At 73.2% G+C, this 25,640-nt stretch carries 19 protein-coding genes; 8 read left to right on the top strand and 11 right to left on the bottom strand.

What is annotated here, in order from left to right; all coding sequences use genetic code 11:
• Positions 1-22: 22 nt before the first annotated feature.
• Positions 23-2,236: a 4-alpha-glucanotransferase gene (locus ACN20G_RS17610; RefSeq protein WP_424213742.1), complete on the top strand. Its 2,214-nt coding sequence runs from the start codon at positions 23-25 to the stop codon at positions 2,234-2,236.
• Between the two features lie 55 nt (positions 2,237-2,291).
• Complete coding sequence (locus tag ACN20G_RS17615) at positions 2,292-2,531, top strand: hypothetical protein (RefSeq protein ID WP_424213743.1); 240 nt, start codon at positions 2,292-2,294, stop codon at positions 2,529-2,531.
• A 243-nt stretch (positions 2,532-2,774) separates the two neighbouring features.
• Here the strand turns inward: ACN20G_RS17615 and ACN20G_RS17620 are convergent, their stop codons facing one another.
• Complete coding sequence (locus ACN20G_RS17620) at positions 2,775-3,305, bottom strand: MarR family winged helix-turn-helix transcriptional regulator (RefSeq protein ID WP_424213744.1); 531 nt, start codon at positions 3,303-3,305, stop codon at positions 2,775-2,777.
• A 119-nt stretch (positions 3,306-3,424) separates the two neighbouring features.
• Here ACN20G_RS17620 and ACN20G_RS17625 point away from each other — a divergent pair, with 119 nt between their 5' ends.
• From ACN20G_RS17625 to ACN20G_RS17635, 3 genes are all read left to right on the top strand, one after another.
• Positions 3,425-4,381, top strand: coding sequence for an EamA family transporter (locus tag ACN20G_RS17625; RefSeq protein ID WP_424213745.1), 957 nt, complete (start codon positions 3,425-3,427; stop codon positions 4,379-4,381).
• Between the two features lie 189 nt (positions 4,382-4,570).
• On the top strand, positions 4,571-5,494 hold the full coding sequence (locus tag ACN20G_RS17630; protein WP_424215559.1) for a DMT family transporter: 924 nt from the start codon (positions 4,571-4,573) through the stop codon (positions 5,492-5,494).
• 92 nt (positions 5,495-5,586) lie between these two features.
• Complete coding sequence (locus ACN20G_RS17635; RefSeq protein ID WP_424213746.1) at positions 5,587-6,516, top strand: LysR family transcriptional regulator; 930 nt, start codon at positions 5,587-5,589, stop codon at positions 6,514-6,516.
• Positions 6,517-6,608: 92 nt separating this feature from the next.
• Here ACN20G_RS17635 and pepN (ACN20G_RS17640) read toward each other — a convergent pair whose 3' ends face one another.
• The 3 genes from pepN (ACN20G_RS17640) to ACN20G_RS17650 form a co-directional block, all read right to left on the bottom strand.
• The gene (gene pepN, locus ACN20G_RS17640; RefSeq protein ID WP_424213747.1) at positions 6,609-9,221 is read right to left on the bottom strand and encodes an aminopeptidase N; all 2,613 of its coding nucleotides are present in this window, start codon (positions 9,219-9,221) and stop codon (positions 6,609-6,611) included.
• A gap of 54 nt (positions 9,222-9,275) precedes the next feature.
• Positions 9,276-11,474 carry a TerD family protein gene (locus ACN20G_RS17645; RefSeq protein WP_424213748.1) on the bottom strand — a complete coding sequence of 733 codons (2,199 nt, stop codon included), beginning with the start codon at positions 11,472-11,474 and terminating at the stop codon, positions 9,276-9,278.
• A gap of 192 nt (positions 11,475-11,666) precedes the next feature.
• Positions 11,667-12,704, bottom strand: a complete 1,038-nt coding sequence (locus ACN20G_RS17650) for an aspartate-semialdehyde dehydrogenase (RefSeq protein ID WP_424213749.1) — start codon at positions 12,702-12,704, stop codon at positions 11,667-11,669.
• 235 nt (positions 12,705-12,939) lie between these two features.
• Here ACN20G_RS17650 and ACN20G_RS17655 point away from each other — a divergent pair, with 235 nt between their 5' ends.
• Complete coding sequence (locus ACN20G_RS17655; protein WP_424213750.1) at positions 12,940-13,623, top strand: hypothetical protein; 684 nt, start codon at positions 12,940-12,942, stop codon at positions 13,621-13,623.
• 109 nt (positions 13,624-13,732) lie between these two features.
• On the opposite strand, the gene ACN20G_RS17660 is transcribed toward ACN20G_RS17655, so the two are convergent.
• A complete protein-coding gene (locus tag ACN20G_RS17660) occupies positions 13,733-13,897 on the bottom strand; it encodes a DUF6243 family protein (RefSeq protein ID WP_424213751.1) in 165 nt (54 codons plus the stop codon).
• Between the two features lie 309 nt (positions 13,898-14,206).
• Between ACN20G_RS17660 and ACN20G_RS17665 the strand changes: the two genes are divergently transcribed.
• Complete coding sequence (locus tag ACN20G_RS17665; protein ID WP_424213752.1) at positions 14,207-15,718, top strand: M28 family metallopeptidase; 1,512 nt, start codon at positions 14,207-14,209, stop codon at positions 15,716-15,718.
• A 131-nt stretch (positions 15,719-15,849) separates the two neighbouring features.
• On the opposite strand, the gene ACN20G_RS17670 is transcribed toward ACN20G_RS17665, so the two are convergent.
• The 3 genes from ACN20G_RS17670 to pepN (ACN20G_RS17680) form a co-directional block, all read right to left on the bottom strand.
• On the bottom strand, positions 15,850-16,473 hold the full coding sequence (locus ACN20G_RS17670; protein ID WP_424213753.1) for a CGNR zinc finger domain-containing protein: 624 nt from the start codon (positions 16,471-16,473) through the stop codon (positions 15,850-15,852).
• An 82-nt stretch (positions 16,474-16,555) separates the two neighbouring features.
• Complete coding sequence (locus ACN20G_RS17675; RefSeq protein WP_424213754.1) at positions 16,556-17,530, bottom strand: hypothetical protein; 975 nt, start codon at positions 17,528-17,530, stop codon at positions 16,556-16,558.
• A 335-nt stretch (positions 17,531-17,865) separates the two neighbouring features.
• Entirely contained in the window at positions 17,866-20,424 is a 2,559-nt protein-coding gene (pepN, locus tag ACN20G_RS17680; protein ID WP_424213755.1) for an aminopeptidase N, read from the bottom strand.
• 172 nt (positions 20,425-20,596) lie between these two features.
• Between pepN (ACN20G_RS17680) and ACN20G_RS17685 the strand changes: the two genes are divergently transcribed.
• A complete protein-coding gene (locus ACN20G_RS17685) occupies positions 20,597-21,259 on the top strand; it encodes a DsbA family protein (protein ID WP_424213756.1) in 663 nt (220 codons plus the stop codon).
• A 185-nt stretch (positions 21,260-21,444) separates the two neighbouring features.
• Here the strand turns inward: ACN20G_RS17685 and ACN20G_RS17690 are convergent, their stop codons facing one another.
• From ACN20G_RS17690 to ACN20G_RS17700, 3 genes are all read right to left on the bottom strand, one after another.
• Positions 21,445-22,101: a superoxide dismutase gene (locus ACN20G_RS17690; protein WP_424213757.1), complete on the bottom strand. Its 657-nt coding sequence runs from the start codon at positions 22,099-22,101 to the stop codon at positions 21,445-21,447.
• A gap of 198 nt (positions 22,102-22,299) precedes the next feature.
• Positions 22,300-23,709 (bottom strand): amino acid permease, encoded by a 1,410-nt coding sequence (locus ACN20G_RS17695; RefSeq protein WP_424213758.1) that lies wholly within the window; start codon positions 23,707-23,709, stop codon positions 22,300-22,302.
• Between the two features lie 295 nt (positions 23,710-24,004).
• Positions 24,005-25,408: an amino acid permease gene (locus tag ACN20G_RS17700; RefSeq protein ID WP_424213759.1), complete on the bottom strand. Its 1,404-nt coding sequence runs from the start codon at positions 25,406-25,408 to the stop codon at positions 24,005-24,007.
• Positions 25,409-25,640: the final 232 nt, after the last annotated feature.

Raw genomic sequence — 25,640 nt, forward strand, 5'->3', positions numbered from 1 at the left:
GACCACCTGACAGGGGAATCGGATGGACCTGGACCTCGACCCGGACAACAGCCCGCAGCCCCGCCCGCCGGCGGCGGACGCGGCCCCGGCCCCCGACCCGGACCCCCACCCGGACCCCGCGCCGCCCCCGGCAGCCCCGGAACTCGTGGACCCGGACTCCGACCTCGCCCGGCTCGCCGCCCGACACGGGGTCTCCTGCTCCCACCGCCCCACCCCCGACACCGTGGTCCACGCGCCGCGCCGCACGATCGTCGCCGTGCTCGCCGCCCTGGGGGTGCCCGCCGGCGGGCCGGGGGAGATCAAGGAGTCCCTGGCCGCCAAGGAACGCGCCGACCTCGCCCGCCCCGTGCCCCCGACCGTGGTGCACTGGGCGGGCGAGCCGCTGCCCGCCGCCCTCGCCGCCCTCCCCGCCGGCAGCACCGTCACCCTGCGCCCCGAGGACGGCGGGCCCGCCCACGAGGTGCCGATCCCCCCGGCCGGCGTCCCCACCGCCCCGCCCGCCCCCTTCGCCCCGCCGCCCGGCGTGCACGCCCTGCGCGTGACCACCCCCGACGGCCGCGCCGCCGACGCCACCCTGATCGCCGCCCCCGACCGGGCCCCCGCCGCCCCCGACCGTGCCCACGGCCTCCTCGTGCAGCTGTACTCGCTGCTCTCCGAACGCTCCTGGGGCATGGGCGACCTCGGCGACCTCGCCGACCTCGCCGACTGGGCCGGCCGCTCCCACGGGGTCGGCTTCATCCAGATCAACCCCCTGCACGCCGCCGTGCCCGGCCGCCCCACCGACCCCTCCCCCTACCGCCCCTCCTCGCGCCGCTTCCCCGACCCCGTGCACCTGCGGGTCGAGGACCTGCCCGAATGGGCCGCGCACCCCGATCCCGAGGCCCTGGCCGAGCTCGCCGCGCGCGGCACCGAACTGGGCCGCGCCGTCCTGCACGCCGACACCCTCATCGACCGCGACGCCGTCTGGGCCGTCAAACGCGCCGCGCTGGAACTCCTGCACGCCGTGCCCCGCACCCCCGAGCGCGAGGCCGCCTACCGGGCCTGGCGCGCCGAACAGGGCCGCCCGCTCGCCGACCACGCCCGCTGGTGCGCGCACGCCGCCGGCGACCCGGTGGAGCGCGCCGAGTTCCACGCCTGGCTGGCCTGGCTCACCGACACGCAGCTCGGCGCGGCCCAAGAGGCCGCCCGCGCCGCCGGCATGAGCGTCGGCATCGTCCACGACCTCGCCGTCGGCGTGCACCCCGACGGCTCCGACGCGCACGCCGACGCCGCCGCCCACGCCCACGGCATCACCGTCGGCGCGCCCCCGGACGCCTTCAACGCCCGGGGCCAGGACTGGGGCCTGCCGCCCTGGCGCCCCGACGCCCTGGCCGAGTCCGGCTACGCCCCCTTCCGCACCCTGCTGCGCGGCCTGTTCCGGCACGCGGGCGCGCTGCGCGTGGACCACGTGATGGGCCTGTTCCGGTTGTGGTGGATCCCGGTCGGCGCGCCCCCCGCCGAGGGCTGTTACGTCACGGCCGACGGGGAGGCCATGCTGGCCGCGCTGGTCACCGAGGCGCACCGGGCCGGGGTCCTCGTCATCGGCGAGGACCTGGGCACGGTCGAACCCCGGGTGCGCCGGGCCCTGTCCCGGCGCGGGGTGCTGGGCACCTCGGTGCTGTGGTTCGAACGGGACTGGGAGGGCGACCGGGCCCCCCTCGCCCCCGCCCGCTGGCGCGCCGACTGCCTGGCCACGGCCACCACCCACGACCTGCCCCCGTCCGCCGCGAAACTGAGCGGCGGTCACATCGAGCTGCGCGACCGGCTGGGCCTGCTGACCCGCCCGGTGGCCGCCGAACGGGCCGAGGACGGGGCCGACACCGCCGAATGGCTGGCCGAACTGCGCCGGCTGGGCCTGTACGAGGGGCCCGACCCGGTGGCCGACGCCCATCCGGAGGGGGCCCGTCCGGCGGACGGCGCGGCGGCCCGCCTCGCGGAGGTGGAGGCGGCGGCGGTGCGCGCCCTGTACGCGTTCCTGTCCGCCACCCCGGCCCGCCTGGTGGGGGTGTGGCTGCCCGACGCGGTCGGCGACGCCCGCCCGCAGAACCTGCCGGGCACCTGGGACCAGTACCCCAATTGGCGGTTGCCGATCGCCGACGCCACCGGCCGTCCGGTGTCCCTGGCCGAACTCGCCGCCTCCCCCCGGGCCAACGCCCTGCTGGCGGCGGTCCGCACGGCGGGGGGCGGCCGTGGCTGACCCGTACGGACACCCCGCGCGCGCGACCGGTTCCGGCGTTCGCTACTTTGGCACCGTGGACAAGAAGAACGCCCTGCGCGCCGGCGCCGTGACGGCCGGATCGACGCTGATGATGCTGCTGATGACGTCTCCCGCCCTCGCGGTCACCCGCGACGACGGCGACGACCCGGGCTCCAAGCTGAGCGTGGCCGAGACCCTCGGCCTGTTCGTGGCGACCCCGATCGTGCTGTTCCTGATCATCGCGGGCCTGGTCATGGTCGGCGACAAGTCCCGCAAGCAGCAGAACCAGGGCTGAGGCCCCGGCTCACGGACTTCGGGGCGCAGGCCCCGGCTCACGGACACCGGCCCGCGCGGCCGGTGTCCGCGTCCCCCGTGCGGGTGAACCCGCCGGGGGCGCCCGCCGGTCGGGCCCCGTGACCCCGGCCGCGCGCCCCGAGGGGCGCCGCCGTCCGACCCCGCACAGCGCCGGGGGCGCCCACGCGCCCGCCGGCGCTTCGCCGTACCCGGGCCCGCGGGCCGCGCCCCGGCCGGCGCGGGCTCAGGGCGTGCCGTGCAGGACCTTCCGCAGCAGGCCGTTGAGCTGTTCCAGCTCCGGCCCCGAGAACCCCTCCAGCGCCCGCGTCTGCGCGGCGACCCCCGCGCCCACGGCCTCGTCGATCAGGGCGAGGCCGGTGTCGGTGATGGTGACCTGGATGCCGCGCCGGTCGTGCGGGTCCGGGCTGCGGGTGAGCAGTCCGGCCTTCTCCAGCTTGTCGAGCCGGCCCGTCATGCCGCCGGTGGTCAGCATCAGCGTGGCCGAGAGCTGTCGGGGCGAGAGGGTGTAGGGCGCGCCCGCGCGGCGGAGGGTGGCGACCACGTCGAACTCGCCGCGTCCGATCCCGAAGCGCCCGTACACGCGGTCCATCTCGTCGCCCATGGCCTTGGAGATCCGGTAGATCCGGCCGAAGACGGCCATCGGGCCGGTGTCGAGGTCGGGGCGGACGGCGGCCCACTGGTCGACGATCGCGTCCACCGGGTCCCGGGGGACGGGGGGCGCGGCGGGGGGTGCGGTGCGGGCGGCGTCACTCATGGCGGCAGTATCCGGCCTTCCCTGGAAACCGAGCAAGAAAGAAGCTTGCGAGAAAGTAGCTTAGCGCTAAGCTACTTGCCAGCGACCTACTTTCTCTTCCTGCCCGAGGAGTCCGTCCCGTGAACCGTCTCGCCGTCGTCGGCCTGACCGCCCTCGCCCCGATCTCGTGGGGATCCACCTACGCCGTCACCACCGAACTGCTGCCCCCCGACCGGCCCCTGTTCACGGCCGTCATGCGCGCCCTGCCCGCCGGACTGCTGCTGATCGCCGCCTCCCGCGCCCTGCCCAAGGGGGCCTGGTGGTGGAAGTCGGCGGTGCTCGGCGCCCTCAACATCGGCGCCTTCTTCCCCCTGCTCTTCCTCGCCGCCTACCGCCTGCCCGGCGGGGTCGCGGCCGTCCTCGGCTCGCTCGGGCCGCTCGTGGTCATCGGGCTCGCCGCCCTCCTGCTCGGCGAGAAGGCCAACACCCGGGCCCTGCTCGCGGCGATCGTCGCCGCGTTCGGCGTCAGCATGGTCGTGCTCAAGGCCGGCGCCGCCCTCGACCTCGTCGGCGTCCTCGCCGGCGCGGCCTCCTCCGTCTCCATGGCCGCCGGCACCGTCATGACCAAGCGCTGGGGCCGCCCCGAGAACGCCGGCCCGCTCGCCGTCACCGGCTGGCAGCTCACCGCCGGCGGCCTGCTCATCCTGCCCGTCGCCGCCCTCCTCGAAGGCGCCCCGCCCGCCCTCGACGGCGAGGCCCTGCTCGGCTACGGCTACCTCGCGCTGATCAACACCGGCATCGCCTACTGGCTGTGGTTCCAGGGCATCGGCAGGCTCAGCGCCACCTCCGTCACCCTCCTCGGCCCCCTCTCCCCGCTCACCGCCACCGTGATCGGCTGGGCCGCGCTCGGCCAGGCCCTCTCCCCGGTGCAGGTCCTCGGCATGGTCGTGGCCTTCGGCGCCACCGTGGCCGGTCAGCTCGCCGCGCGACCCGCCAGGACGGCCCCGGAGACCACCGTCATCGCATCGTTCGATTCCCCTGAAAAGAACCGTCGAAATGTTTCGATGGACCTGACAGGTCCCTCGGTGCGACGGTAGGACGGCACCACCACCTGCCGTTCACCACACCCGAGGGGGAGATCCCACGTGTCCGTCACGGACCGCGCCCAGACCCAGACGCCCGTCACCACCGCGCAGCCGCGCGCCCCGCGCCCGTCGGCCCCGGCCGCCGGCCCCGCGCCGGCCCCCGTGACCGACCCCGCCCCCACGCCGACCCCCGACGAGACGATCCCCGACGCCCCGACCACCGACGAGACGGCCGGTGCCAAGGCCGGCAAGGCCGCCAAGGGCGGGCTCGGGGTGGGCCTGCTGCTCGCCCTCCTCGCCACCGTCGTCTGGTCCGGCAGCTTCGTCGCCACCCGGGGCATGGCCGAGACCGTCCCGCCCGTGCAGGCCGTGTTCTGGCGCTGGATCATCGCCCTGCTCGCCGTGGCCCCGCTCGCCGTCCGCGCCGCCTGGCGCCAACGCGCCCTGCTCCGCCGCCACCTCGGCTACCTCACGCTCGCCTCGTTCTTCGGCATCACCCTCTACAACACCCTCGTCCACCAGGCCGGCCTGACCACCTCCGCCGCCAACATGGGCATGATCATGGCCGCCTCGCCCGTGCTGATGGCGGTCTACGCCCGCCTCGGCGGCGAACGCCTCGGCCTGCGCCGCGTCGCCGGCATGCTGATCGCCGCCTGCGGGGTGCTGCTCCTGGTCGGCAAGGGCTCCCTCACCCTCGACTTCGGCGCCGGCGACCTGTGGATGTTCGCCGCCGCCCTCGCCTTCGCCTCCTACAGCGCCCTCCTCAAGCGCAAGCCTGCCGAGATCGAGGGCCTGGTCTTCCTCTTCACCACCTTCGTCCTCGGCGCCCTCATGCTGGCCCCCGCCTACGCCGTCTCCGTCGCCGTGCAGGGCCCCTTCGAGGTCACCGCGGGCGCCGTCGGGATGCTGCTCTACGTCGGCGTGTTCTCCTCCGCCGTCGCCTTCTTCTCCTGGAACAAGGCGATCTCCCTGATCGGCGCCGCCCGCGCCGGGGTCGTCTACTACCTCCAGCCCGTCTGCGTCACCCTCCTCGGGTTCCTGCTCCTGGGCGAGACCACCGGCCCGGCCCAGCTCCTGTGCCTGCCGCTGATCCTGGGCGGGGTCGTGCTCAGCAGCCGCCGATGACCCCCGCGGCGGCGACCGTGGCGACCGCCGCGCCCGGCCCGATCCGGCCCCGCCCCGCGCACCGCGGGCCCGGGGTCGGTAGGTTCGGGCCCGTGACCGAGTGGGACATCAAGAAACTGCGGATCCTGCGGACCCTCGCCGACCGGGGCACCGTGACCGCCGCCGCCGAGGCCCTGTCGATGACGCCCTCCGCCGTCTCCCAGCAACTCACCAACCTCGCCAAACAGGTCGGCGTCCCGCTCCTGGAGGCCCACGGCCGCCGGGTCCGCCTCACCGACGCCGCCCACCTCCTGCTCCGGCACGCCGAACTCGTCTTCGCCCAGCTCGAACGGGCCGACGCCGAACTCGCCGCCCACCTCGCCGGCGAGGCCGGGGAGGTCCGGGTCGGGGCCTTCTCCACCGCCGTCCCCGCCCTCGTGGTGCCCGCCGTCGCCGCCCTGCGCCGCAGCCGCCCCGACATCAGCCTGCGGGTCCGCGAGACCGAGGCCGCCGAGTCCTACGACCTCCTCGCCGCCGGCGACGTGGACCTCGCCCTCTCGCTGGCCGCCCACGCCCCCACCGCCCGCGACCCCCGCTTCACCCGGGTCCCGCTCCTCGTCGACCCTCTCGACGTGGCCCTGCCCGCCGAACACCCGCTCGCCGACCGGCCCCGGCTGCGGCTGGCCGATCTGGCCCGCGAACCCTGGATCTACGGGGTCGGCGGCCCCTGGTCCGAGATCACCCGCAGCGCCTGCGAGGTCGCCGGCTTCGTCCCCGAACAGGCCCACGCCGCCGCCGGCTGGACCGCCATCCTCGCCATGGTCGAGGCCGGCATGGGCATCGCCCTCATCCCGCGCATGGTCGGCGCCCACCGGACCGGGCACGGGGTCACCGTCCGGGTCCTGGCCCACGACCGGCCCAGCCGGCACGTCATCGCCGCCACCCGACGCGGCTCCGAGGCCGCCCCCGCCCTCTCCCGGGTCCTCGCCGCCCTCCGCGAGGCCGCCCGCGCCGCCGGCGCCCGCGGGGACGCCGTCACCTGACGCCGGCCCGCACCTGTTTCACGTGAAACAGGCCGGTGCCCCGGCCGCGCGAGGCGACCGGGGCACCGGGAGGTCCGGGACGGGACGGGGGATCAGGCGCGGGCCGCGCCCGCCGCGATGTCCGCCGCCTGCGCCTTCAGCGCCCGTTCCACACCGGACCGGGACTCCGACACCAGCCGGCGCAGCGCCGCGCTCGGCTCGGCCGACGCCAGCCACGCGTCCGTCGCGTCCAGGGTGCCCTGGGACACGTCCAGCGCCGGGTACAGGCCCACCGCGATCTGCTGCGCGATCTCGTGGCTGCGCGACTCCCACACGCCCTTGACCGCCGCGAAGTACTTCGCCGCGTACGGGGCCAGCAGCTCACGCTGGTCGGGCTGCACGAAGCCCGCGATCACGGCCTCCTGCACCGCGTTCGGCAGGGTGTCGCCCTCGACCACCGAGGCCCACGCCTCGGCCTTCGCCTCCGCCGTCGGACGCGAGGCCCGCGCGGTCGCCGCGTGCCGTTCGCCGGCCGCCGTGCGGTCCCGCTCCAGCTCCGCCTCGATCACGCCGGTGTCGATCCGACCCGTGGCCGCCAGCCGCTCCACGAAGGTCCAGCGCAGCTCGGTGTCCACGACCAGGCCCTCGATCTCGGCCGTGCCCTGGAGCAGCGCCGTCAGGAAGTCCAGCTGGCCCTCCGTGCGCGCCGTGGCCGCGAACGCCCGCGCCCACGCCAACTGGTGGTCGCCGCCCGCCGGGGCCGTCCGCAGGTGCGCCAGCGTCGCCTCGGTCCAGCGCGCCAGACCCTCCTCGCGCCACGCCGGGTCCGCGTACACCTCGACGGCCGTCTTGGCCTGCCGCTGAAGGGACTGCACCACGCCGATGTCCGACTCCTTGCCGATGCCCGACAGCACCAGCTCCAGGTAGTCGCGGGCCGGCAGCTCCGCGTCGCGGGTCATGTCCCAGGCCGCGGCCCAGCACAGCGCGCGCGGCAGCGACTCGGTGAAGTCGCCCAGGTGCGCCACGACGTTCGCCAGCGACTCCTCGTCGAGGCGGACCTTCGCGTAGCTCAGGTCGTCGTCGTTGAGCAGGGCCACCGCCGGCCGGCGCAGGCCCACCAGCTCGGGCACCTCCGTCAGCTCCGCCGCCGCCACGTCCAGCTCCAGCCGGTGCACGCGGGTCAGCTTGGCGTCGCCCTCGGCCTCGCCGGCCGCCAGCTCGTAGAAGCCCACCGCGATCCGGTGCGGCCGCAGCACGGCCTCGCCCTTCGCGCCCGTCGGCAGCGCCGGGGCCTCCTGACGGATCCGGAACGCCGTGATCACGCCGTCCGCGTCCGTCTCGATCTCCGGCCGCAGCACGTTGATGCCCGCCGTCTCCAGCCACGCCTTCGACCAGACCTTCAGGTCACGGCCGCTGGTCTCCTCCAGCGCCGACAGCAGGTCCGACAAGCGGGTGTTGCCGAACGCGTGCCGCTTGAAGTACGCCTGCACGCCCGCGAAGAACTCGTCCATCCCGACGTACGCCACGAGCTGCTTGAGCACCGAGGCGCCCTTGCCGTACGTGATGCCGTCGAAGTTGACCAGCACGTCGTCCAGGTCGTTGATCTCGGCCATGATCGGGTGCGTGGACGGGAGCTGGTCCTGCCGGTACGCCCACGTCTTGATGTCGTTGGCGAACGTGGTCCACGCGTGCGGCCACCGCGAACCCGGCGCGTGCGCCTGGCACGCCACCGAGGTGTACGTGGCGAACGACTCGTTCAGCCACAGGTCGTTCCACCACTCCATCGTCACCAGGTCGCCGAACCACATGTGGGCCAGCTCGTGGAGGATGGTCTCGGCGCGCCGCTCGTACGCCGCGTCCGTCACCTTCGACCGGAACACGTACTGGTCGCGGAAGGTCACCGCGCCCGCGTTCTCCATCGCGCCCGCGTTGAACTCCGGCACGAACAGCTGGTCGTACTTGGCGAAGGGGTACGCGTAGTCGAACTTCTCCTGGAACCAGTCGAAGCCCTGGCGGGTCACCTCGAAGATGTGCTCCGCGTCCAGGAACTCCGCCAGCGAGGGCCGGCAGTAGATGCCCATCGGCACGACCTGCCCGTTCGGACCCTCGTACACCGAGTGCACCGAGGTGTACGGACCGGCGATCAGCGCCGTGATGTACGTGGACATGCGCGGGGTCGGCGCGAACCGCCACACGTTGTCCTTGACCTGGTCGGCCTCGGGCGTCGGCGAATTGGAGATGACCGTCCAACCCTCCGGCGCCTTCACGGTGAACCGGAACGTCGCCTTCAGGTCGGGCTGCTCGAACGCCGCGAACACCCGCCGCGCGTCCGGCACCTCGAACTGCGTGTACAGGTAAGCCTGGTCGTCGACCGGGTCCACGAACCGGTGCAGACCCTCGCCGGTGTTCGTGTACGCGCAGTCCGCGACGACCTTCAACTCGTTGCGACCGGCCACTAGGTGCGGCAGCGCGATCCGGGAATCGCGGAAGACCGCCGCGACGTCCAACGAGTTCCCGTTCAGGACCACCTCGTGGACGGCGGGCGCGACGAGGTCGATGAAGCTCGTGGCGTTCGCCTCGGCGCTGTCGAAGAGCACGGTGGTGACGGACGGGAAGGTGCCGCCGGCCTGCGCCCCGCTCAGGTCGATCTCGATGTCGTACGAGTCGACGGTGAGCAGCTTCGCGCGCTGCTGGGCCTCTTCACGGGTGAGATTCGTGCCGGGCACGCGTTCATCTCCTTCGATGTGGGCAATCGGCCTCATCCTTCCACGGCCGCCCCGTCACGCGCTCGCGCGTATCCGCCACCGCGACAGGCTCCGGACGTGCAGGATCGCCGGCCCCGGCACCGTGAACCGGCCGCCGCCCACGTTCAGGCACACGTCCGGCAGCATCGTCGCCTCGTCCACCGTCCACACCTGGATCGCCGCCTCCGGGTCCACGCACTCCACCCGCACCTCCGTCGGCCCCGGCCCCGGCACCCGCACCAGACCGTGCCCCTCGTGCGGCTCGATCTTCTCCAACGGCCAGATCATCCGCCCGTCCAGGGCCTGGAGCACCCACGCGCCGGGCGAGGCCACGAGCACCAGCGTCGGCCCCTCGGCCGGCACCGCGGGCAGCGGCCCGAACGCCGTGCCCCGGTGGTCGATCGCGGCGGACCCGGCCGGCCACCGGTTCGGGGGCAGCGCGTGACAGGCGGCGGCCTCCGAGTTCAGCACCAGCACCCCCGGGTCCCCGTCGTGCCGCAACACCTCGTACCCCTCGCCCACCAGCGGCTCCGCCCCCGGCTCCAGCACGCGCGCCGCGTCCGGCGACAGCACCCGCAGCCGCCACCGCGCGCAGTCGACCACACCGATCCGCTGCTCGACCTGCCCCTCCGCGAACAGCAGGGTGCGGCCCTGGGGCACGGCCAGGCCGCGCACGGTCGCCCACGGCGACTCCACGGGCACCCCCTCGCCGTCGGCGACGAACAGGCTCGCCGTCGCGTACTCGTCGATGGGCGTGAGGTCGAACTCCAGCAGCACCGGCCGGCCGGGGGTCGGGTTCGTCAGCGGGATGCCGTCGTCCGGCATGTCCGTGCCCTCGAACTCGGCGAACACGTGCGACGGGAGCACGTCGCCCATCCGCGACAGCGGGCTCGGCTCCGCCTCCGGCTCGGGCCGGGACCCGAAGTCGTACACCGGCTCCGGCACCTCGACCGGCGCGCGCTCCTCGGCCGGCCGGACCGTCAGCGTCCACTCGCCGTGCCCCTCCAGCTGGAGGAACCCGGGACCGGGCACGAAGGCCGTGCCCACGCGGTTCTCGCCCGAGTCCTCGTGCAGGTCGAGCTCGTCCTCCCACGCGTCGGGGTCGGGGGTGTCGGGGCGGAACCGGACCTCGAAGTGGTGCTCGCCGCGCACCACGTACGACAGGGTCACGGGCCCGCCGTCGTGCCGCAACAGCTCCGAGCCCCGCCCGGTGAGGCCGTCGCCGAGCACGCGGGCGGCGCCGAGCGGCCGGAAGGTGAGGGACCAGGGCTCGTAGAGGTCGCTCAGCACGCGCAACGGGGACGCATGCTCGGGGAGTTCCACCCGGAACCGGTTGGGCACCCCCATGTGCAGGGCCCCGGAGCACAGCTCGCGGATGCCGGCCGGGCCGCCGTCCCACTTGAGGGCGCAGTAGCCCCAGGTGTTGGTGTGGTCGCCGTCGGGGTCGGGGTGCGGGGTGAACTCGGCGAGCACCGGGCCCGCCGGGAGGCCCGCGAACCAGAACCCCTCCTGGTCGCCCTCGCGCCGGACCCCACCGGACACGGCCGCGAACTCGGGCCCGTGCGCGCCCGGCCGATGCGCGGGCGTCGGCGCGGGCGTGGGCGCGGGCGTCGGTGCGGGCTCGGGCCGGGCCGTCGGGGCCGGGGCCGGCGCGGGGCTCGGGGCCTGTTCGCCGGTCGGGGCCGGGGCCGGGGCCGCGCTGTCGGGGGCGAGGCTCACGCCGTACGAGCCCACCAGCACGGCCACGCCGGCCGGCGCCGGCAGCGCCAGCGGACGGAAGGCCCAGCCGCCCGGCCCGCGCACCAGCTCGCCCAGCACGGCCGTGTTCGACGCGTCGAGCAGGGCCGGCGCGTGCCGCACCAGCGGCCGGCCGTCCGGGGTCAGCACGCCGAGCTCCAGCCCCGTCACCTCGCGCAGCCCGCCGGGGGCGTCGGTGGACGCGATGAACAGGGCGCGCGCGACCGTGGGGGACAGGGACCCGAGGTCCGCCTCGAACCAGTCGGCCCGCGGGCCCTGCGCGGCGGGGGAACCACCGAGGGCGTTGACGGTGCCCTCGGGGTGATGGGGCTGGTTGTGGAACACGAGGTCGAGATCGCCCCGCACCAGGCCGTGCGGCCCCAACAACAGGATCGCGCCGTCCACCTCGGGCCCGCCGGGGGCCTGCTGCCAGCCGAAGGCGAAGCGGTGGGGGACGGGGGGAAGCGGGGTCAGGTCGCCGGGTGCTGTCGCGGTCATGCCTCGAACCTTTCAGACGGAAGGGCCCTGGGGAAGTGACGTTCGGACCCTTCCGCCCCGACTCCCGGAAGGCACCGCGCCCCCACCCCCACCCGATGTGGCACGCCTCACGCCGGGCACGCCGCGAGGGCGGGCACCGGGTGGGGTGCCCGCCCTCGCGGGTGTGGTGGCCGTTGTCCCGCGGCGGCCGGGTCAGGCGCGGGCGGCGGTCAGCTCCTCGGCGACCAGCTCCGCGATCTGCACGGCGTTCAGGGCGGCGCCCTTGCGCAGGTTGTCGTTGGAGAGGAAGAGGGCGAGGCCGTTGTCCACGGTCTCGTCCACGCGGATGCGGCCCACGAACGAGGCGTCCTTGCCGGCCGCCTGGAGCGGGGTCGGGATCTCGGACAGCTCGACGCCGGGCGCGTCCTTCAGCAGCTCGTAGGCGCGCTCGACGCTCAGGGGGCGGGCGAAGCGGAGGTTGACCTGGAGGGAGTGGCCGGAGAAGACGGGCACGCGCACGCAGGTGCCGGACACCTTCAGCTCGGGGATCTCCAGGATCTTGCGGGACTCGTTGCGGAGCTTCTGCTCCTCGTCGGTCTCGAAGGAGCCGTCGTCCACGATGGAGCCGGCGAGCGGCAGCACGTTGAACGCGATGTTCCGCTTGTACACGCCCGGCTCGGGGAACGCGACGGCCTCGCCGTCGTGCACGAGCTTGGTGGCGTCGGCGGCCACGGCCTTGACCTGCCCGTCCAGCTCGGCGACACCGGCCAGACCGGAACCGGACACGGCCTGGTAGGTGGTGGCGATCAGCGCGGTCAGCTCGGCCTCGTCGTGCAGCGGGCGCAGCACGGGCATGGCGGCCATGGTGGTGCAGTTCGGGTTCGCGATGATGCCCTTGGGGCGGTTCGCGATGGCGTGCGCGTTGACCTCGGAGACCACGAGGGGGACCTCGGGGTCACGGCGCCAGGCGGAGGAGTTGTCGATCACGACGGCGCCCTGGGAGGCGACCTTCTCGGCGAGGGCCTTGGAGGTGGCGCCACCGGCGGAGAACAGGACGATGTCGAGGCCGGTGTAGTCGGCGGTCGCCGCGTCCTCGACCGTGATCTCACGGCCGTCGTAGTCCAGGGTCGAACCGGCGGACCGGGCGGACGCGAAGAGCCGCAGCTCGTCCAGCGGGAACTTCCGCTCGGCCAGGATGGTGCGCATGACCTTGCCGACCTGACCGGTGGCTCCGACGATTCCGACCCTCACGGTGACTCCCTGGTGCTGGTGCGCCGCCCCCTGCGCGGGCGCGCGTGTTGCGCCCATGATGAGGGCGCCCCCGGGCGGCTTGTCCAATCCATTGTCCGAGACGCGGACACCGGGACGGAGGGCTCCGCTCCGGCGTGGAGTCGAGCGTACCGAGGGGGTTCACGCTCCGCGTCCCGGTCGGTACGCTCCGTGCGTCGTGCTGGGGCCGAGTGGGGCCCGGATTCGAGGGGGACGCATGGGGATCAAGCAGGCGTACGTGCAGGCCGACGACAAGCCGTCGCCGGCGCTCAAGGACGTCCGGGACCGGATCGCGACGGCCGTGGCCGCCACCACGGGCGCCACCGGGCTCAAGCGGCTCGCGTACTGGCTCCAGGTGCCGGAGACCTCCGAGTTCAAGAAGATGCTGGACTCCAACTGCCACGGGCGCGCCGAGGCGATCGGTGGCGTGCTGAGCTCCGGGGAGGCCGGTGGGCTCCTCACGCCGGCCGACCTCGGGTCGGTGAGCAGCCCCGCGGTCACGTGGGCCGCCATCGACACGGGCCTCAAGGCCGGGCGCGCCGTGTACGTCAAGGGTCCGGCCGGTCACGTGGGCGGGGGCGTGAGCAGGTTCGCCATCGGCTTCCACGTGATCGTCTTCCTGGCCGTCGGGAAGGAGTCCGACGGGACCGTGTACTACCTGGGCCTCGACCCGGACGTCAGCGCCACGACCGAGTCCCGGGACGCGTGGAAGGCGCTGGTCAAGGCGCCGGTCGAGGGAGGGGCCGAGGTCAAGCCGGCGGAGTTCACGGTGGAGGCCGGCCTCGCCGCCGTCAAGACGCTGATCCTCGGCGACGGGGACAGCGGCTTCGGTCCGCTGGTCCGCAAGTACTACGTCGACACCACCGCGAAGTTCCCCAGGACCCAGCGCATCCCCGACTGAACCCGGCCGGCGCCCTCGAAGGCGCCGTGATCCCGCGTGCGACACCTCCGGCGCGCCCCGTATCGGGGCGCGCCGGAGGTGGTTCGGGGTGGGGTTCGCGTGCGCACGGTCAGGCGTCGCGCTCTTCGCGGAGCCTGCGCAGGAGTTCGCGCTTCTGCGCCGCCGGGTCTACGGGCGGGGTGGAGCCGGCGGCGCGGCCGGCGCGCAGGGCGCGGCGGGAGAGGTGGGAGCGGGCGCCGCCGACACCCATGAGGTTTCCGTGGCCACGGGGCATGAGGGTGGTCCTTACTCGTGTGGGAAGTTCGCGAGACGGTGCGTCTCGTTGACTCTTCGAGAATGAACGAGACGGTTCGTCTTGTCAATGGGTTTCGCGCGCCCCGCCGCCCCGCCGCACGCCCGCCGCGCCCGCGTTCCGCTCGTGGGCGGACTGTGTCGAGTGTGTGGCGGGATTGTTGCGGGGGGTCCGAACGGGCGTTTTCGCACGTCGGGGGCGCTTACGGTCGTTCCGAACGCGTGACCGATATGCGGACGCGCGCCACCGACCACCGAACCGAGCCACTCACCGATCCGGGGGGATCCTCGCGTGACCACGTACACCCGGCCCAACCGACTCCGACGCCGGGCCGCCGTCGCCCTGCTCGCCTCCGCCGTCGCCGCGCCCGTGCTGCTCACGGCCGGCCCGGCCGTCGCCCACGACCGCGGTCACGGTCGCGACGACCGCTCCAAGCTCGCCCGTGAACTCGTCGACGAGGCGTCGGGCCGTTCCGCCTACAAGCACCTCAAGGCATTCCAGCGGATCGCCGACGCCAACGGCGGCACCCGCGCCGCCGGCACCCCCGGCCACGTCGCGACCACCACCTACGTCCACGACCTGCTCAAGAAGGCCGGCTACCAGGTCTCCTACCAGGACTTCGACATCTGGGAGGCGGTCACCGAGACCGAGCGGACCACCGTCCTGCCCGGCGCCGACGGCACCGGCAGCCGTGAGCTCGCCACCGCCGCGTTCACGCTGACGCCGTCCACCCCGGCCGGCGGCCTGACCGCGCCGCTCGTCCCGATCCGGGTGGACGAGACCCCCGGCTGCGGCGCCGACGACTACGCCGGCGTGGACGTGAAGGGCCGGATCGCCCTGGTCAAGCGCGGTACCTGCACCTTCGTGGAGAAGCAGAAGGCCGCCGCCGCGGCCGGCGCCGCCGGCGTGCTCGTCTACAACCACAGCGGCACCACCCCGGTGCGCGGCTCCTTCTCCAGCCCCACCGAGGCTACGATCCCGTCCGCCGGGCTGACCCTCGCCGACGGCGAGGCCCTGGTGGCCGCCGCCGCCAAGGGCGAGGTGAAGGTCAAGCTCGACGTGGTGCAGAAGCACGTCAAGAAGACCACCCGCAACGTGATCGCCGAGACCCCCTGGGGCCGGCCCGACAAGGTGGTCTCGCTCGGCGCGCACTCGGACTCCGTGCCCGAGGGCCCCGGCATCAACGACAACGGCTCCGGCTCGGCCGGTCTGCTGGAGGTCGCGCTGAAGCTGGCCGACGAGACCAAGGGCAAGAAGAACAAGCCCGTCAACAAGGTGCGCTTCGGCTGGTGGTCGGCCGAGGAGCTGGGCCTGCTCGGCAGCGAGCACTACGTGAACTCGCTGACGGAGAAGCAGCGGAAGGACATCGCCCTCTACCTCAACTTCGACATGATCGCCTCGCCGAACCCGGTGCAGTTCGTCTACGACGGCGACGACTCCGACAAGGTCGGCGCGGGCGCCGGTCCGGCCGGGTCCGCGCAGATCGAGAAGCTGATCAACACCTTCCTCGACCGCAAGGGCAAGCCGCACGAGGGCACCGACTTCGACGGCCGCTCCGACTACGGCCCGTTCATCGAGAACGGCATCCCGGCCGGCGGCACCTTCACCGGCGCCGAGGGCATCAAGACGCCCGCGCAGGCGGCCCGTTACGGCGGCAAGGCCGGCGTGGCCTACGACCCGAACTACCACGGCAAGGGCGACGACCTGAAGAACCTCGACCTGAGGGCCTTCGACACGAACGTGGACGTCATCGCCCACGCCGTGGGCACCTACGCCCAGGACCTCTCCTCGCTGGGTCGCTGACCCGACCCGGAGCCACGACGAGGAGCGGGGACGCGCGGGGGGCGCGTCCGTGAGGGGGGGAAGGGAACGGGGCGGCGCGTCCGGCAGGGAGGCCGCCCCGTTTCCCGTGCCCGCGTGCGCCGTGCGGCCGGTCAGCCTTCGGCGCGGGTGCGGGCCCAGTGGCGAGATGCCTTGGCGCGGTTGCCGCAGACGGCCATCGAGCACCAGCGGCGGGTGCCGTTGCGCGAGGTGTCCAGGAAGTGCAGGACGCAGCTCTCCGAGGCGCAGCCGCGGATCCGGTCGGGGGCGGTCGACATCAGCCGCAGCCAGTCGTGCGCGGCGAGCCAGGCCGGGCCCCAGGTGGGGTCCTCGAAGTCGGTGCGTTCGCCCGGGCCCTCGGGGCCGATGGTGGGGCGGAGCCGGCCGTGTTCGAGGACGGCGTCCACGAGGGCGAGGGCCTCGGCGTCGGCCGGGTCGGCGACCGCGCGGGCCAGTGCCTCGCGCGCGGTCAGCAGGTGGATCAGGGTGGGCGCGTCGGCGCGGAAGCGGGCGTCGAGACCGTGGGCGGCGAGCCAGACCCGCAGGCCGTCCAGGCGGGTCAGGCCGGCCGCGCCGGCGAAGAGGTCGTGCGGGGCGCGGTCCCAGACCCAGCGGGTGTTCAGCAGGTCCAGGGAGACGGGCTCGCCGACCAGGGGGCGCGGGTCGGCGGGAACGGGGGCCGCGGGCGGGGCGCCGAGGGCGGGCCGGGGCGCGGACCCCGTCGTGGTCTGCGTCATGTCTGGGCTCGATTCCGTCCGGCACGAGAGGGGTGGACTAACCCCTCAATCGTACGTGGCCGGTGTGGATCGTGGGTGGGGTTCATCGGGGCAGGACCACCACGTGGCCGGCGGGCTCGCGGTCGCCGGCCGCCGCGAGGGCCGTGCGCAGGACGGTGGCCTGCTGTTCGGCGTGCTCGCGCAGCTTGCGCGGGGTGACGTGCACGACGGTGATGCCGAGGCGCTCCAGCACCTCGCGCTTGCGGGCCGCCTCCATCCACTCCTCGTCGGGCTGCTGCCGGGGGGCGCGGGTGTCGAGTTCGAGGGCCACGGCCTCGTCCGGCCAGTAGGCGTCGACGCCGCCGAGGTGCGGGCCGCCCGCGACGCGCAGGTCGACGTTCCACACCGGGTCCGGCAGGCCGAACTCGCGCACCAGGTCGTAGAGCCGGTCCTCGGCGGTGGCGCGGCCCTCGGTGAGGAGGGATTCGACGGCGTCCACGACGTGCGGCCGGTTGAGGAGGCGGGCCACGGTCAGCTCGCGGACCAGGGCGGCCGGCTCGCAGTGCCCGCCGCGCACGGCCTCGCCGAGCAGCCGGCGGACGGTGGCCGCGTCGCCGAGGCGGGCCACGGCGTCGGCGACGGCGCGGGCCGGGGGCGCCACGGGCAGGCCGGTGACCTGGCGGGGCAGCGGCGGGGTGTGGCTGCGCACGACGCGGGCGCAGCCGGTGGAGCGCAGCCGGCGGGTGTGCGGGACGAGCACGTCGATCTGGGGGAGGGCGAGCAGGGCGGGGGCGGAGGCGAAGCGGTACAGGGCGAGGGCGGCGAGGCCGGTGATCATGGCCTCGTCGTCGCGGCGCCGGCGGGCGTAGAGGAGGACGGCGTGCAGGCGGTCCTCGCTCGTGGCGGTGCCGGAGTGGAGCAGGTGCACCCCCGGCAGCAGCTCCTGCCAGCCGCGCTCGGCCGCCTCGACGGTGCTCACGCCGTGCTCGCGGAGCTGGGGGGTGGTGAGGAGGCGGGGGCGGGCGTCGCTCAGGTGACGAAGGGGGAGCGGGGTGCCGAAGGTGGGGGAGTTGTTCATGCAGCGGGGATTCCCGCCGTCGGACCCATCCCTAACCGCTGTTACACGTTCGTCGGCAAATCCAGACACGACAGCGCTAAAGCGGGGGTGTTCGAGTGCCGATAAGCGCTTTTCGGTCACGGGGTGCGTTCGGGCTATCGCGTGCTGTGACGTCAACTTCCCTTGTGGGCACGGGAGTTCGGTATCCGATAAAGCGATTGTATGACGATTGAATTCCATGTGGGAAGCGGTGCGGGTGGTGCGGAAAAAAGGCGGCGGGTCCGCCCCGGAATTCCCGGAACGGACCCGCCGCCCTCACGCGCTCACTCGTTCACGCGCTCACGCCGATCCGCGCGTCACGTCGCGTCGCATTCCTGCGCGCGCAGGGCGCGGGCCAGGTCGTCGCGGGCCTCCAGCACCAGCCGGCGCAGCGCCGGCGGCGCCTCCTCGTGCGCGTCGAGCCACGCGTCGGTCTTGGCCACCGTCTCCGCCGAGTCCTGGAGCGCCGGGTACAGGCCGCGCACCACGTCCATGCCGATCTGGATGGACCGCTCGGCCCACAGGCCCTCGATCACCGCGAAGTAGCGGTCGGTGTACGGGGCCAGCAGCTCCCGCTGCGAGGACTGCTGCATCCCCGCGATCGTCGCCTCCACCAGCGCGTTGGACAGCCCGTCGGACTCCACGACCGCCGCCCACGCCTGGTCCTTGACCGCCGCCGAGGGGCGCGCGGCCAGGCAGCGCACCTGGTGCCGCTTGCCCGAGGCCGTGTCGTCGCGGGCCAGCTCCGCCGCGAGCACCCCCTCGTCCACCGCGCCGTGCGCCGCCGCCGAGGCCAGGAACTCCCAGCGCAGCTCCTGGTCCACCTCCAGCCCGTCGATCCGCGCCGACCCGCCCAGCAGCCCCAGCAGCAGCTGGAAGTCGCCCTCGGTGGTGGCGCAGGCCGCGAAGAACCGCGCCCACAGCAGCTGGTGCTCCGAGCCGGGCTCGGCCACCCGCAGCTCGTGCAGGGCCGCCGTGGCCAGCTCCCGCCCGGCCGCCTCGCGCCGCCCGGGCGCGGTGTAGCGGGTCACGGAGGTCAGGGCCTGGCCGTGCAGCATCTGGAGCACGCCCACGTCCGACTCGCGGCCGGCGAACGCGGTCACCAGGGCCTGGAAGTCGCGGGCCGGCATCAGCCCGTCCCGGGTCAGGTTCCACACCGCCGACCAGCACAGGGCGCGGGCCAGCGGGTCGGTGAGGTCGCCGAGGTGCCGGCGGAGCGTGGCCAGGGACTCGGCGTCGAAGCGGATCTTGCAGTAGGTGAGGTCCTCGTCGTTGACGAGCACCAGCGCCGGCCGCTCCTGTCCGGCGAGTCCGTCGATGACGGTGCGCGCGCCGACCACGTCCGTCTCGGCCCGCGCGTAGCGGGTCAGGGACCCGTCCTCGATCCGGTACAGGCCGACGACCACGCGGTGCGGGCGGGCCGGTTCGCCCTCCTGGAGCACGGCGAGCTCGGTGATCCGGCCGGCGGCGTCCACCGTGAGCTGCGGGGTCAGGCTGTTCACGCCTGCGGTCTGGAGCCAGGCCCGCGACCAGGCGCTCATGTCCCGCCCGGAGACCTCGGCCAGCACCGACAGCAGGTCGTCCAGGGTGGTGTTGCCGTAGGCGTGCGCCTTGAAGTAGCGGCGGGCGCCCTCCAGGAACGCGTCCCGGCCCGCGTAGGCCACGAGCTGCTTGAGGACGGCGGCGCCCTTGGCGTAGGTGATGCCGTCGAAGTTGAGCTTGGCGTCCTCCAGGTCCCGGATGTCGGCCGTGACCGGGTGGGTGGAGGGCAGCTGGTCGGCGCGGTAGGCCCATGCCTTGCGGCTGTTGGCGAAGGTCACCCACGCCTGGTCGAAGCGGGTCGCCTCCACCTGCGAGAACGAGCCCATGAAGTCCGCGAAGGACTCCTTCAGCCACAGGTCGTCCCACCAGCGCATGGTCACGAGGTCCCCGAACCACATGTGGGCCATCTCGTGCAGGATCGTGTTGGAGCGCCGCTCGTAGGCGGCCCGGGTCACCTTGCCGCGGAAGATGTACTCCTCGCGGAAGGTCACCATGCCGGGGTTCTCCATGGCGCCGAGGTTGTACTCGGGCACGAACGCCTGGTCGTACTTGCCGAAGGGGTACGGGTAGTCGAAGTGCTCGTGGAAGAAGTCGAAGCCCTGCTTCGTCACGAGGAACACGTCGTCGGCGTCGAAGTACCGGGCGAGGCCCTTGCGGCACATCGCGCCCAGCTCGATGGTCAGCTCGCCGCGCGTGTAGGTGTCGGTGACGTAGTGGTACGGGCCGGCGACCACGCACGTGATGTACGTGGAGATGGGGGCGGTCTCCGCGAAGGTCCACACCCCGTCCTCGTGCGACTCCACCGCGCCGTTGCTCCAGACCCGCCACGCCTCGGGCGCGGTCACCACGAAGCGGAACGGGGCCTTCAGGTCGGGCTGTTCGAAGTCGGCGTGCACGCGCCGGGCGTCGGCCGGCTCGTACTGGGTGTACAGGTACACCTCGCCGTCCTCGGGGTCCACGAAGCGGTGAAGGCCCTCGCCGGTGCGGCTGTACGCGCAGTTCGCGTCCACCACCAGCACGTTCTCCGCGGCCAGCTCGTCCAGCGCGATCCGCGAGCCGTCGAAGACGAGCGCCGGGTCCAGGGAGCGTCCGTTGAGGGTGACCGCGTTCACGGAGGGGGCGATCAGGTCGGCGAAGGTGCTCGCGCCGGGCCGGGTCGCGCGGAACCGGATCGTGGTCACGGAGCGGAAGGTGCGCGGCCCCGCGCCGTCGGGGCGGGTCTGCCCGGCGGGGTCGACGGCCGAGCGGACGTCGAGGTTCACCTCGTACCCGTCGACGGTCAACAGCGCGGCCCGCTCCCGGGCCTCGTCGCGGGTCAGGTTCTCACCGGGCACAGGCACTCCTTCGTGCGTTTCGTTTCCGCGTGGCCACCCGGCGGGGTGTCCGCCGGCCTCGGCCGCTCGAAGTCTCCACGAAATCCTCGCACGGGGAATGCGGGCCCGAGGACGCCTGTTGCGCTGGGGGAACGCCCGTACCGCCCGAGTGACCGCCGTGAAGGAGTCCCCCATGTCCGAGACCCAGGTGTCCGAGGCCCAGGTGCCCGAGAAGACCGTCGTGGACTTCTGGTTCGACCCGATCTGTCCCTGGGCGTGGATGACCTCGCGCTGGGTCCTGGAGGTCGAGAAGCTGCGCGACATCCGGGTGCGGTGGAACGTGATGAGCCTGGCCGTCCTCAACGAGGCCCGGGTGGACGAGCTGCCCGAGTACTACCGCGAGATCGTCGGCCCCAAGGGCCTGGCCCCGGTGCGCGTCGCGACCGCCGTGGCGCAGAAGTACGACGACGAGACCGTGGGCCGGCTGTACACCGCGCTCGGCACGAGGATCCACAACGGGGGCGAGGGCTACGGCCGTGAGGTGATCGTGGCCGCGCTCGCCGACGCCGGACTGCCCGCCGAACTGATCGAGGCCGCCGACACCGACGCCTTCGACACCGCCCTGCGCGCCTCGCACGCGGACGGCATCGAGCGCGTGGGCCAGGAGGTGGGCACCCCGATCATCTCGGTGCCCGGGGCCGACGGCGAGGACGTGGCCTTCTTCGGGCCCGTCGTGACCCCGATCCCGCGCGGCGACGCCGCCGCCCGCCTGTGGGACGGCACCCTGCTCGTGGCCTCCGTGCCCGGCTTCTACGAGATCAAGCGGACCCGCACCGCCGACCCCAGCTTCGAGTAGTCCCACCCCGCACGACGGCGAAGAGCCCCCGCGAGTCACGTCCTCGCGGGGGCTCTTCGTTCCACACGTCCGGCCGCGAAGGTTGAGAAGACGATCACGAGGCGGACGGCACGGGGGCGCCGGCCGGGCCGCTCGTGGCGGCGGCCGGCCGACGGGGCCCGGAAGACCGGGCGGGTTGCCGCGACTCAGCCCTTGGTGGGGATGAGCAGCGGGGTCTTGGCCTTGGCGTCGACGTAGCGGGCCGCCACGTCCTGCCAGTTGACGACGTTCCACATCGCCTCGATGAAGTCCACCTTCTGGTTCTTGTACTGAAGGTAGAAGGCGTGCTCCCAGGCGTCGAAGACGAGGATCGGCACGGATGCCTGACCGACGTTGCCCTGGTGGTCGTAGATCTGCTCCACGATCAGGCGGCCCGAGACGGGCTCGTACGCGAGCACGCCCCAGCCGGAGCCCTGGGTGGCGGAGGAGGCGAAGGTGAGCTGCTTCTTGAACTTCGCGAACGAACCGAAGGACTCGGTGATCGCGTCGGCCAGGTCGCCCAGACCGTCGGCGGCGGTGGGCTCGCCGCCGCCCTCACCGGTCTTCGGGGAGGCCATGTTGTGCCAGTAGATGCTGTGGAGGATGTGGCCGGAGAGGTGGAACGCGAGGTTCTTCTCCAGGCCGTTGAGCGCGCCCCAGTTCTCCTTGTCGCGCGCCTCCTCCAGCTGCTCGATGGTGTCGTTCGCGCCCTTGACGTACGCCGCGTGGTGCTTGTCGTGGTGCAGCTCGATGATCTGCGGGTTGATCACGGGCTCCAGCGCCGAGTACTCGTACGGAAGCTCGGGAAGCGTGTAGATGGCCATGCGATGTCCGGTCCCCTCAACGTGCTCACTGCTCACTGCGGATGCCTATTGCAATCAATGCGCAACTGCACGCTAGCAGTATCTATTCCGCGTCACACGTAAGGGTCACCTCAGCTGTCGGCGCTTGTTTCCGGCATGCGAAAGGGGCCCCGCGCGCGGTGTGCGCGGGGCCCCTTCGAGGTGCCGGTGCCGGTCGGCTCAGAGCGCGGCGGCCTTCTTCTGTCGCAGGTAGCCGAAGACGCTCAGGGCCACGGCCAGACCGCCGGTGAAGACCACCTGGATCCGGGTGTCGGCGCTCCAGGCCATCAGGATCAGCACGCCCGCCACGCCGGCCAGGGTGACCCAGGTCAGGTACGGGAACAGCCACATCTTGACGACCAGCTTCTCCGGGCACTCCTTCTCCATCCGGCGCCGCAGCACCAGCTGGGAGGCGGCCGTGAAGCCCCAGACCACCAGCACGGTCGCGCCGACCATGTTCAGCAGCCAGGCGAAGACGGTGTCCGGCCACCAGTAGGACAGCAGCACCGCGACGAAGCCGAAGCCGGAGGAGGCCAGCACCGCGCGGCGCGGCACCTTGTTCGTCACCTTGCCCAGGGCCTTCGGGCCCTGACCGCGGGTCACCAGCGAGTACGCCATCCGCGAGGAGCCGTAGATGTTCGCGTTCATCGCCGACAGCAGCGCGATCAGGATGACCACGTTCATGATCTGACCGGCGTGCGGGATGCCCAGGGAGTCCAGGGTGGCCGCGTACGGGCCGACCTCGGTGACCGCCGAGCTGTGCCACGGGATCAGGGTGACGATGACCAGCATCGAGCCCACGTAGACGATCGCGATCCGCCACATCGTGGTCTTCACGGCCTTGGCCACGCCCTTGACCGGGCTGTCCGACTCGGCCGCCGCGATGGTGACCGTCTCCAGACCGCCGTAGGCCACGACCGAGGCCAGCAGGCCCACCAGCAGACCGTCCACGCCCTTGGGCATGAACCCGCCGTCGCCCATCAGGTGCGCGGTGCCGGGGGAGTCGGTGCCGGGCAGCAGGCCGAAGATCGCGGCGATGCCCAGGCCCAGGAAGATCGCGATGGCGCCGACCTTCAGGGCGGAGAACCAGAACTCGAACTCGCCGAAGTTGGAGACGGCCGCCAGGTTGGTGACGCAGAAGACCGCCATGAAGATCAGCACCCACATCCACGAGGGAGTGGCGGGGAACCAGTCGACCATGATCTGCGCGGCGCCGATGGCCTCGATGGCCACGCCCACGCACAGCAGGTTCCAGTACATCCAGCCCGAGGTCAGCCCGGCCCAGGGGCCGATGGCGCGTTCGGCGTGCACGGAGAAGGAGCCGGAGGCGGGGTTCGCGGCGGACATCTCGCCGAGCATCCGCATCACGAACATCACGAGCAGACCGGACGCGGCGTAGGCGAGCACGATCGACGGACCGGCGGCGGCGATGCCGGCGCCCGACCCCACGAAGAGCCCGGCACCGATGACGCCACCGAGGGCGATCATCGAAAGGTGGCGCTGCTTGAGGCCGTTCGACAGGGGGGAGGACTCGGGGGACTCCGGGTCGCTCGCCCGGTTGTCCGGGGGAGTCAGCGTGCTCTGGCTCATGGGGTTGCCTGTCCGGGTGTGCGGTGGTTTGAACTGGCCACAAGCATGACCGGTGTCCGCTGAACGGACAGGTTGCGTCCGTTATTCGGACAGGCGCCTCACGTTTCGTGATCACCCCCGCACGCTCGGGTCCCCGTCGGGACCACCGGGCCGCCCCCGCCGGGCCGTTCGGCCGGCCCCGGTCGTGTCGACGTGAACGGCCCCCCTCAACGCCGCCGCCCCGCCCGCGCGGTGGGCGCGGACGGGGCGGGGTCGGGAACGGGGGAGCGGGAACGGTGGGCGCGGGGCTCGGGCCTCAGCCCTTGGCGGGCGCGCGCCGCTCGCGCACCAGGGCCACGATCAGCACCAGCACGGTGGCCCCGCCCGACCACAGCAACTGCGGGCGCGCCGAGTCGTCGAGCATCATCAGCACGAAGACCGCGGCCATCGCCACCAGCGCCGCCCACGTCAGGTACGGGAAGGCCCACATCCGCAGGGTCAGCCGCTCGGGCATCTCCCGCTCGATCCGGCGCCGCAGCCGCAGCTGCGAGACCGCGATCAGCGCCCACACGAACAGCAGCACCGCGCCGACCGCGTTCAGCATGTAGAGGAAGACCGTGTCCGGCCACAGCAGGTTCAGCACCACCGACACGAAGCCGAAGGCCACCGACGCGAGCACCGCCGGACGCGGCACCCCGCCCGGCGAGACCTTCAGCAGCGCCTTGGGCGCCTCCCCGCGCTCGGCCAGCGAGAACACCATCCGGGAGGAGCCGTACAGGTTCGCGTTCAGCGCCGACAGCAGCGCCACGAACACCACGATGTTCATGATCTGCCCGGCCGCCGGGATCCCGATCGAGTCCAGCACCGCCACGTACGGGCTCTGGCCCGGGGTGAGCGAGTCCCACGGCAGCAGGGCCACGATCACGAGCATCGAGCCCACGTAGAAGAAGAGGATCCGCCACACCGCGCTGCGCACCGCGCGGGCCACCGAACGGGCCGGGTCGTCGGACTCGGCCGCCGCGATGGTGACCACCTCCAGGCCGCCGAAGGCGAAGATCACCGCGAGCACGCCGGAGACCACCCCGCCCCACCCGTTGGGCACGAACCCGCCCTGCCCGGTCAGGTTCGACAGGCCCACCGGGTCGGTGTCCGGCAGCAGCCCGAACACGGCCAGGGTGCCCAGCACCAGGAACAGGACGATCGCGCCGACCTTCAGCGAGGCGAACCAGAACTCGAACTCGCCGAAGTTCTTCACCGCCGCGAGGTTGGAGACGGTGAAGACCACCATGAAGATCAGTACCCAGCCCCACTGCGGCACCGAGGGCAGCCAGCCGTGCGCGATCGACGCGGCGGCCGTGGCCTCCACGGCCAGCACGACCACGAGCAGGAACCAGTACAGCCAGCCCACCGTGAACCCGGCCCAGCGGCCCAGGGCCCGCTCGGCGTGCACCGAGAAGGAGCCGGAGGAGGGCATCGCGGCCGACATCTCGCCCAGCATCCGCATCACCAGCATCGCCAGCACGCCGGCGAGGAGGTAGGAGTAGACGATGGCCGGACCGGCCAGGGTGATGCCGGCGCCCGAGCCGACGAAGAGGCCGGCGCCGATCACGCCACCGAGGCCCAGCATCGTCAGGTGGCGTTGTTTCAGGCCGTGGGACAGGGGCTCGGCGGGCGCGGCGAGGGAATTCGCCGCGGGTTCGTCGGGCTGGGGTGCGCGCATGAGGGGTGCTCGTACTCTCGTGCTCGGTCGGGCGGTGGATACATGGTTGGCGGGACCCTACAGTTTCACCGAGTAACACCCTTCTTCGCAAAACGGACTCTTGGCGTGATCTTGCTCGTGACCAGGATCACCCCGAGAAGGGTCAGGTCCGGGTGTGGACCTGATTCTTTGTCGGAAGTCCACCAATCGGTCGATCAAGGCTTTGTCGCGGACCCCGATGTCGGCGAACGGG

Origin of the sequence: Streptomyces dryopteridis (assembly GCF_049606955.1) — a bacterium.
Taxonomy (GTDB): Bacteria; Actinomycetota; Actinomycetes; order Streptomycetales; family Streptomycetaceae; genus Streptomyces.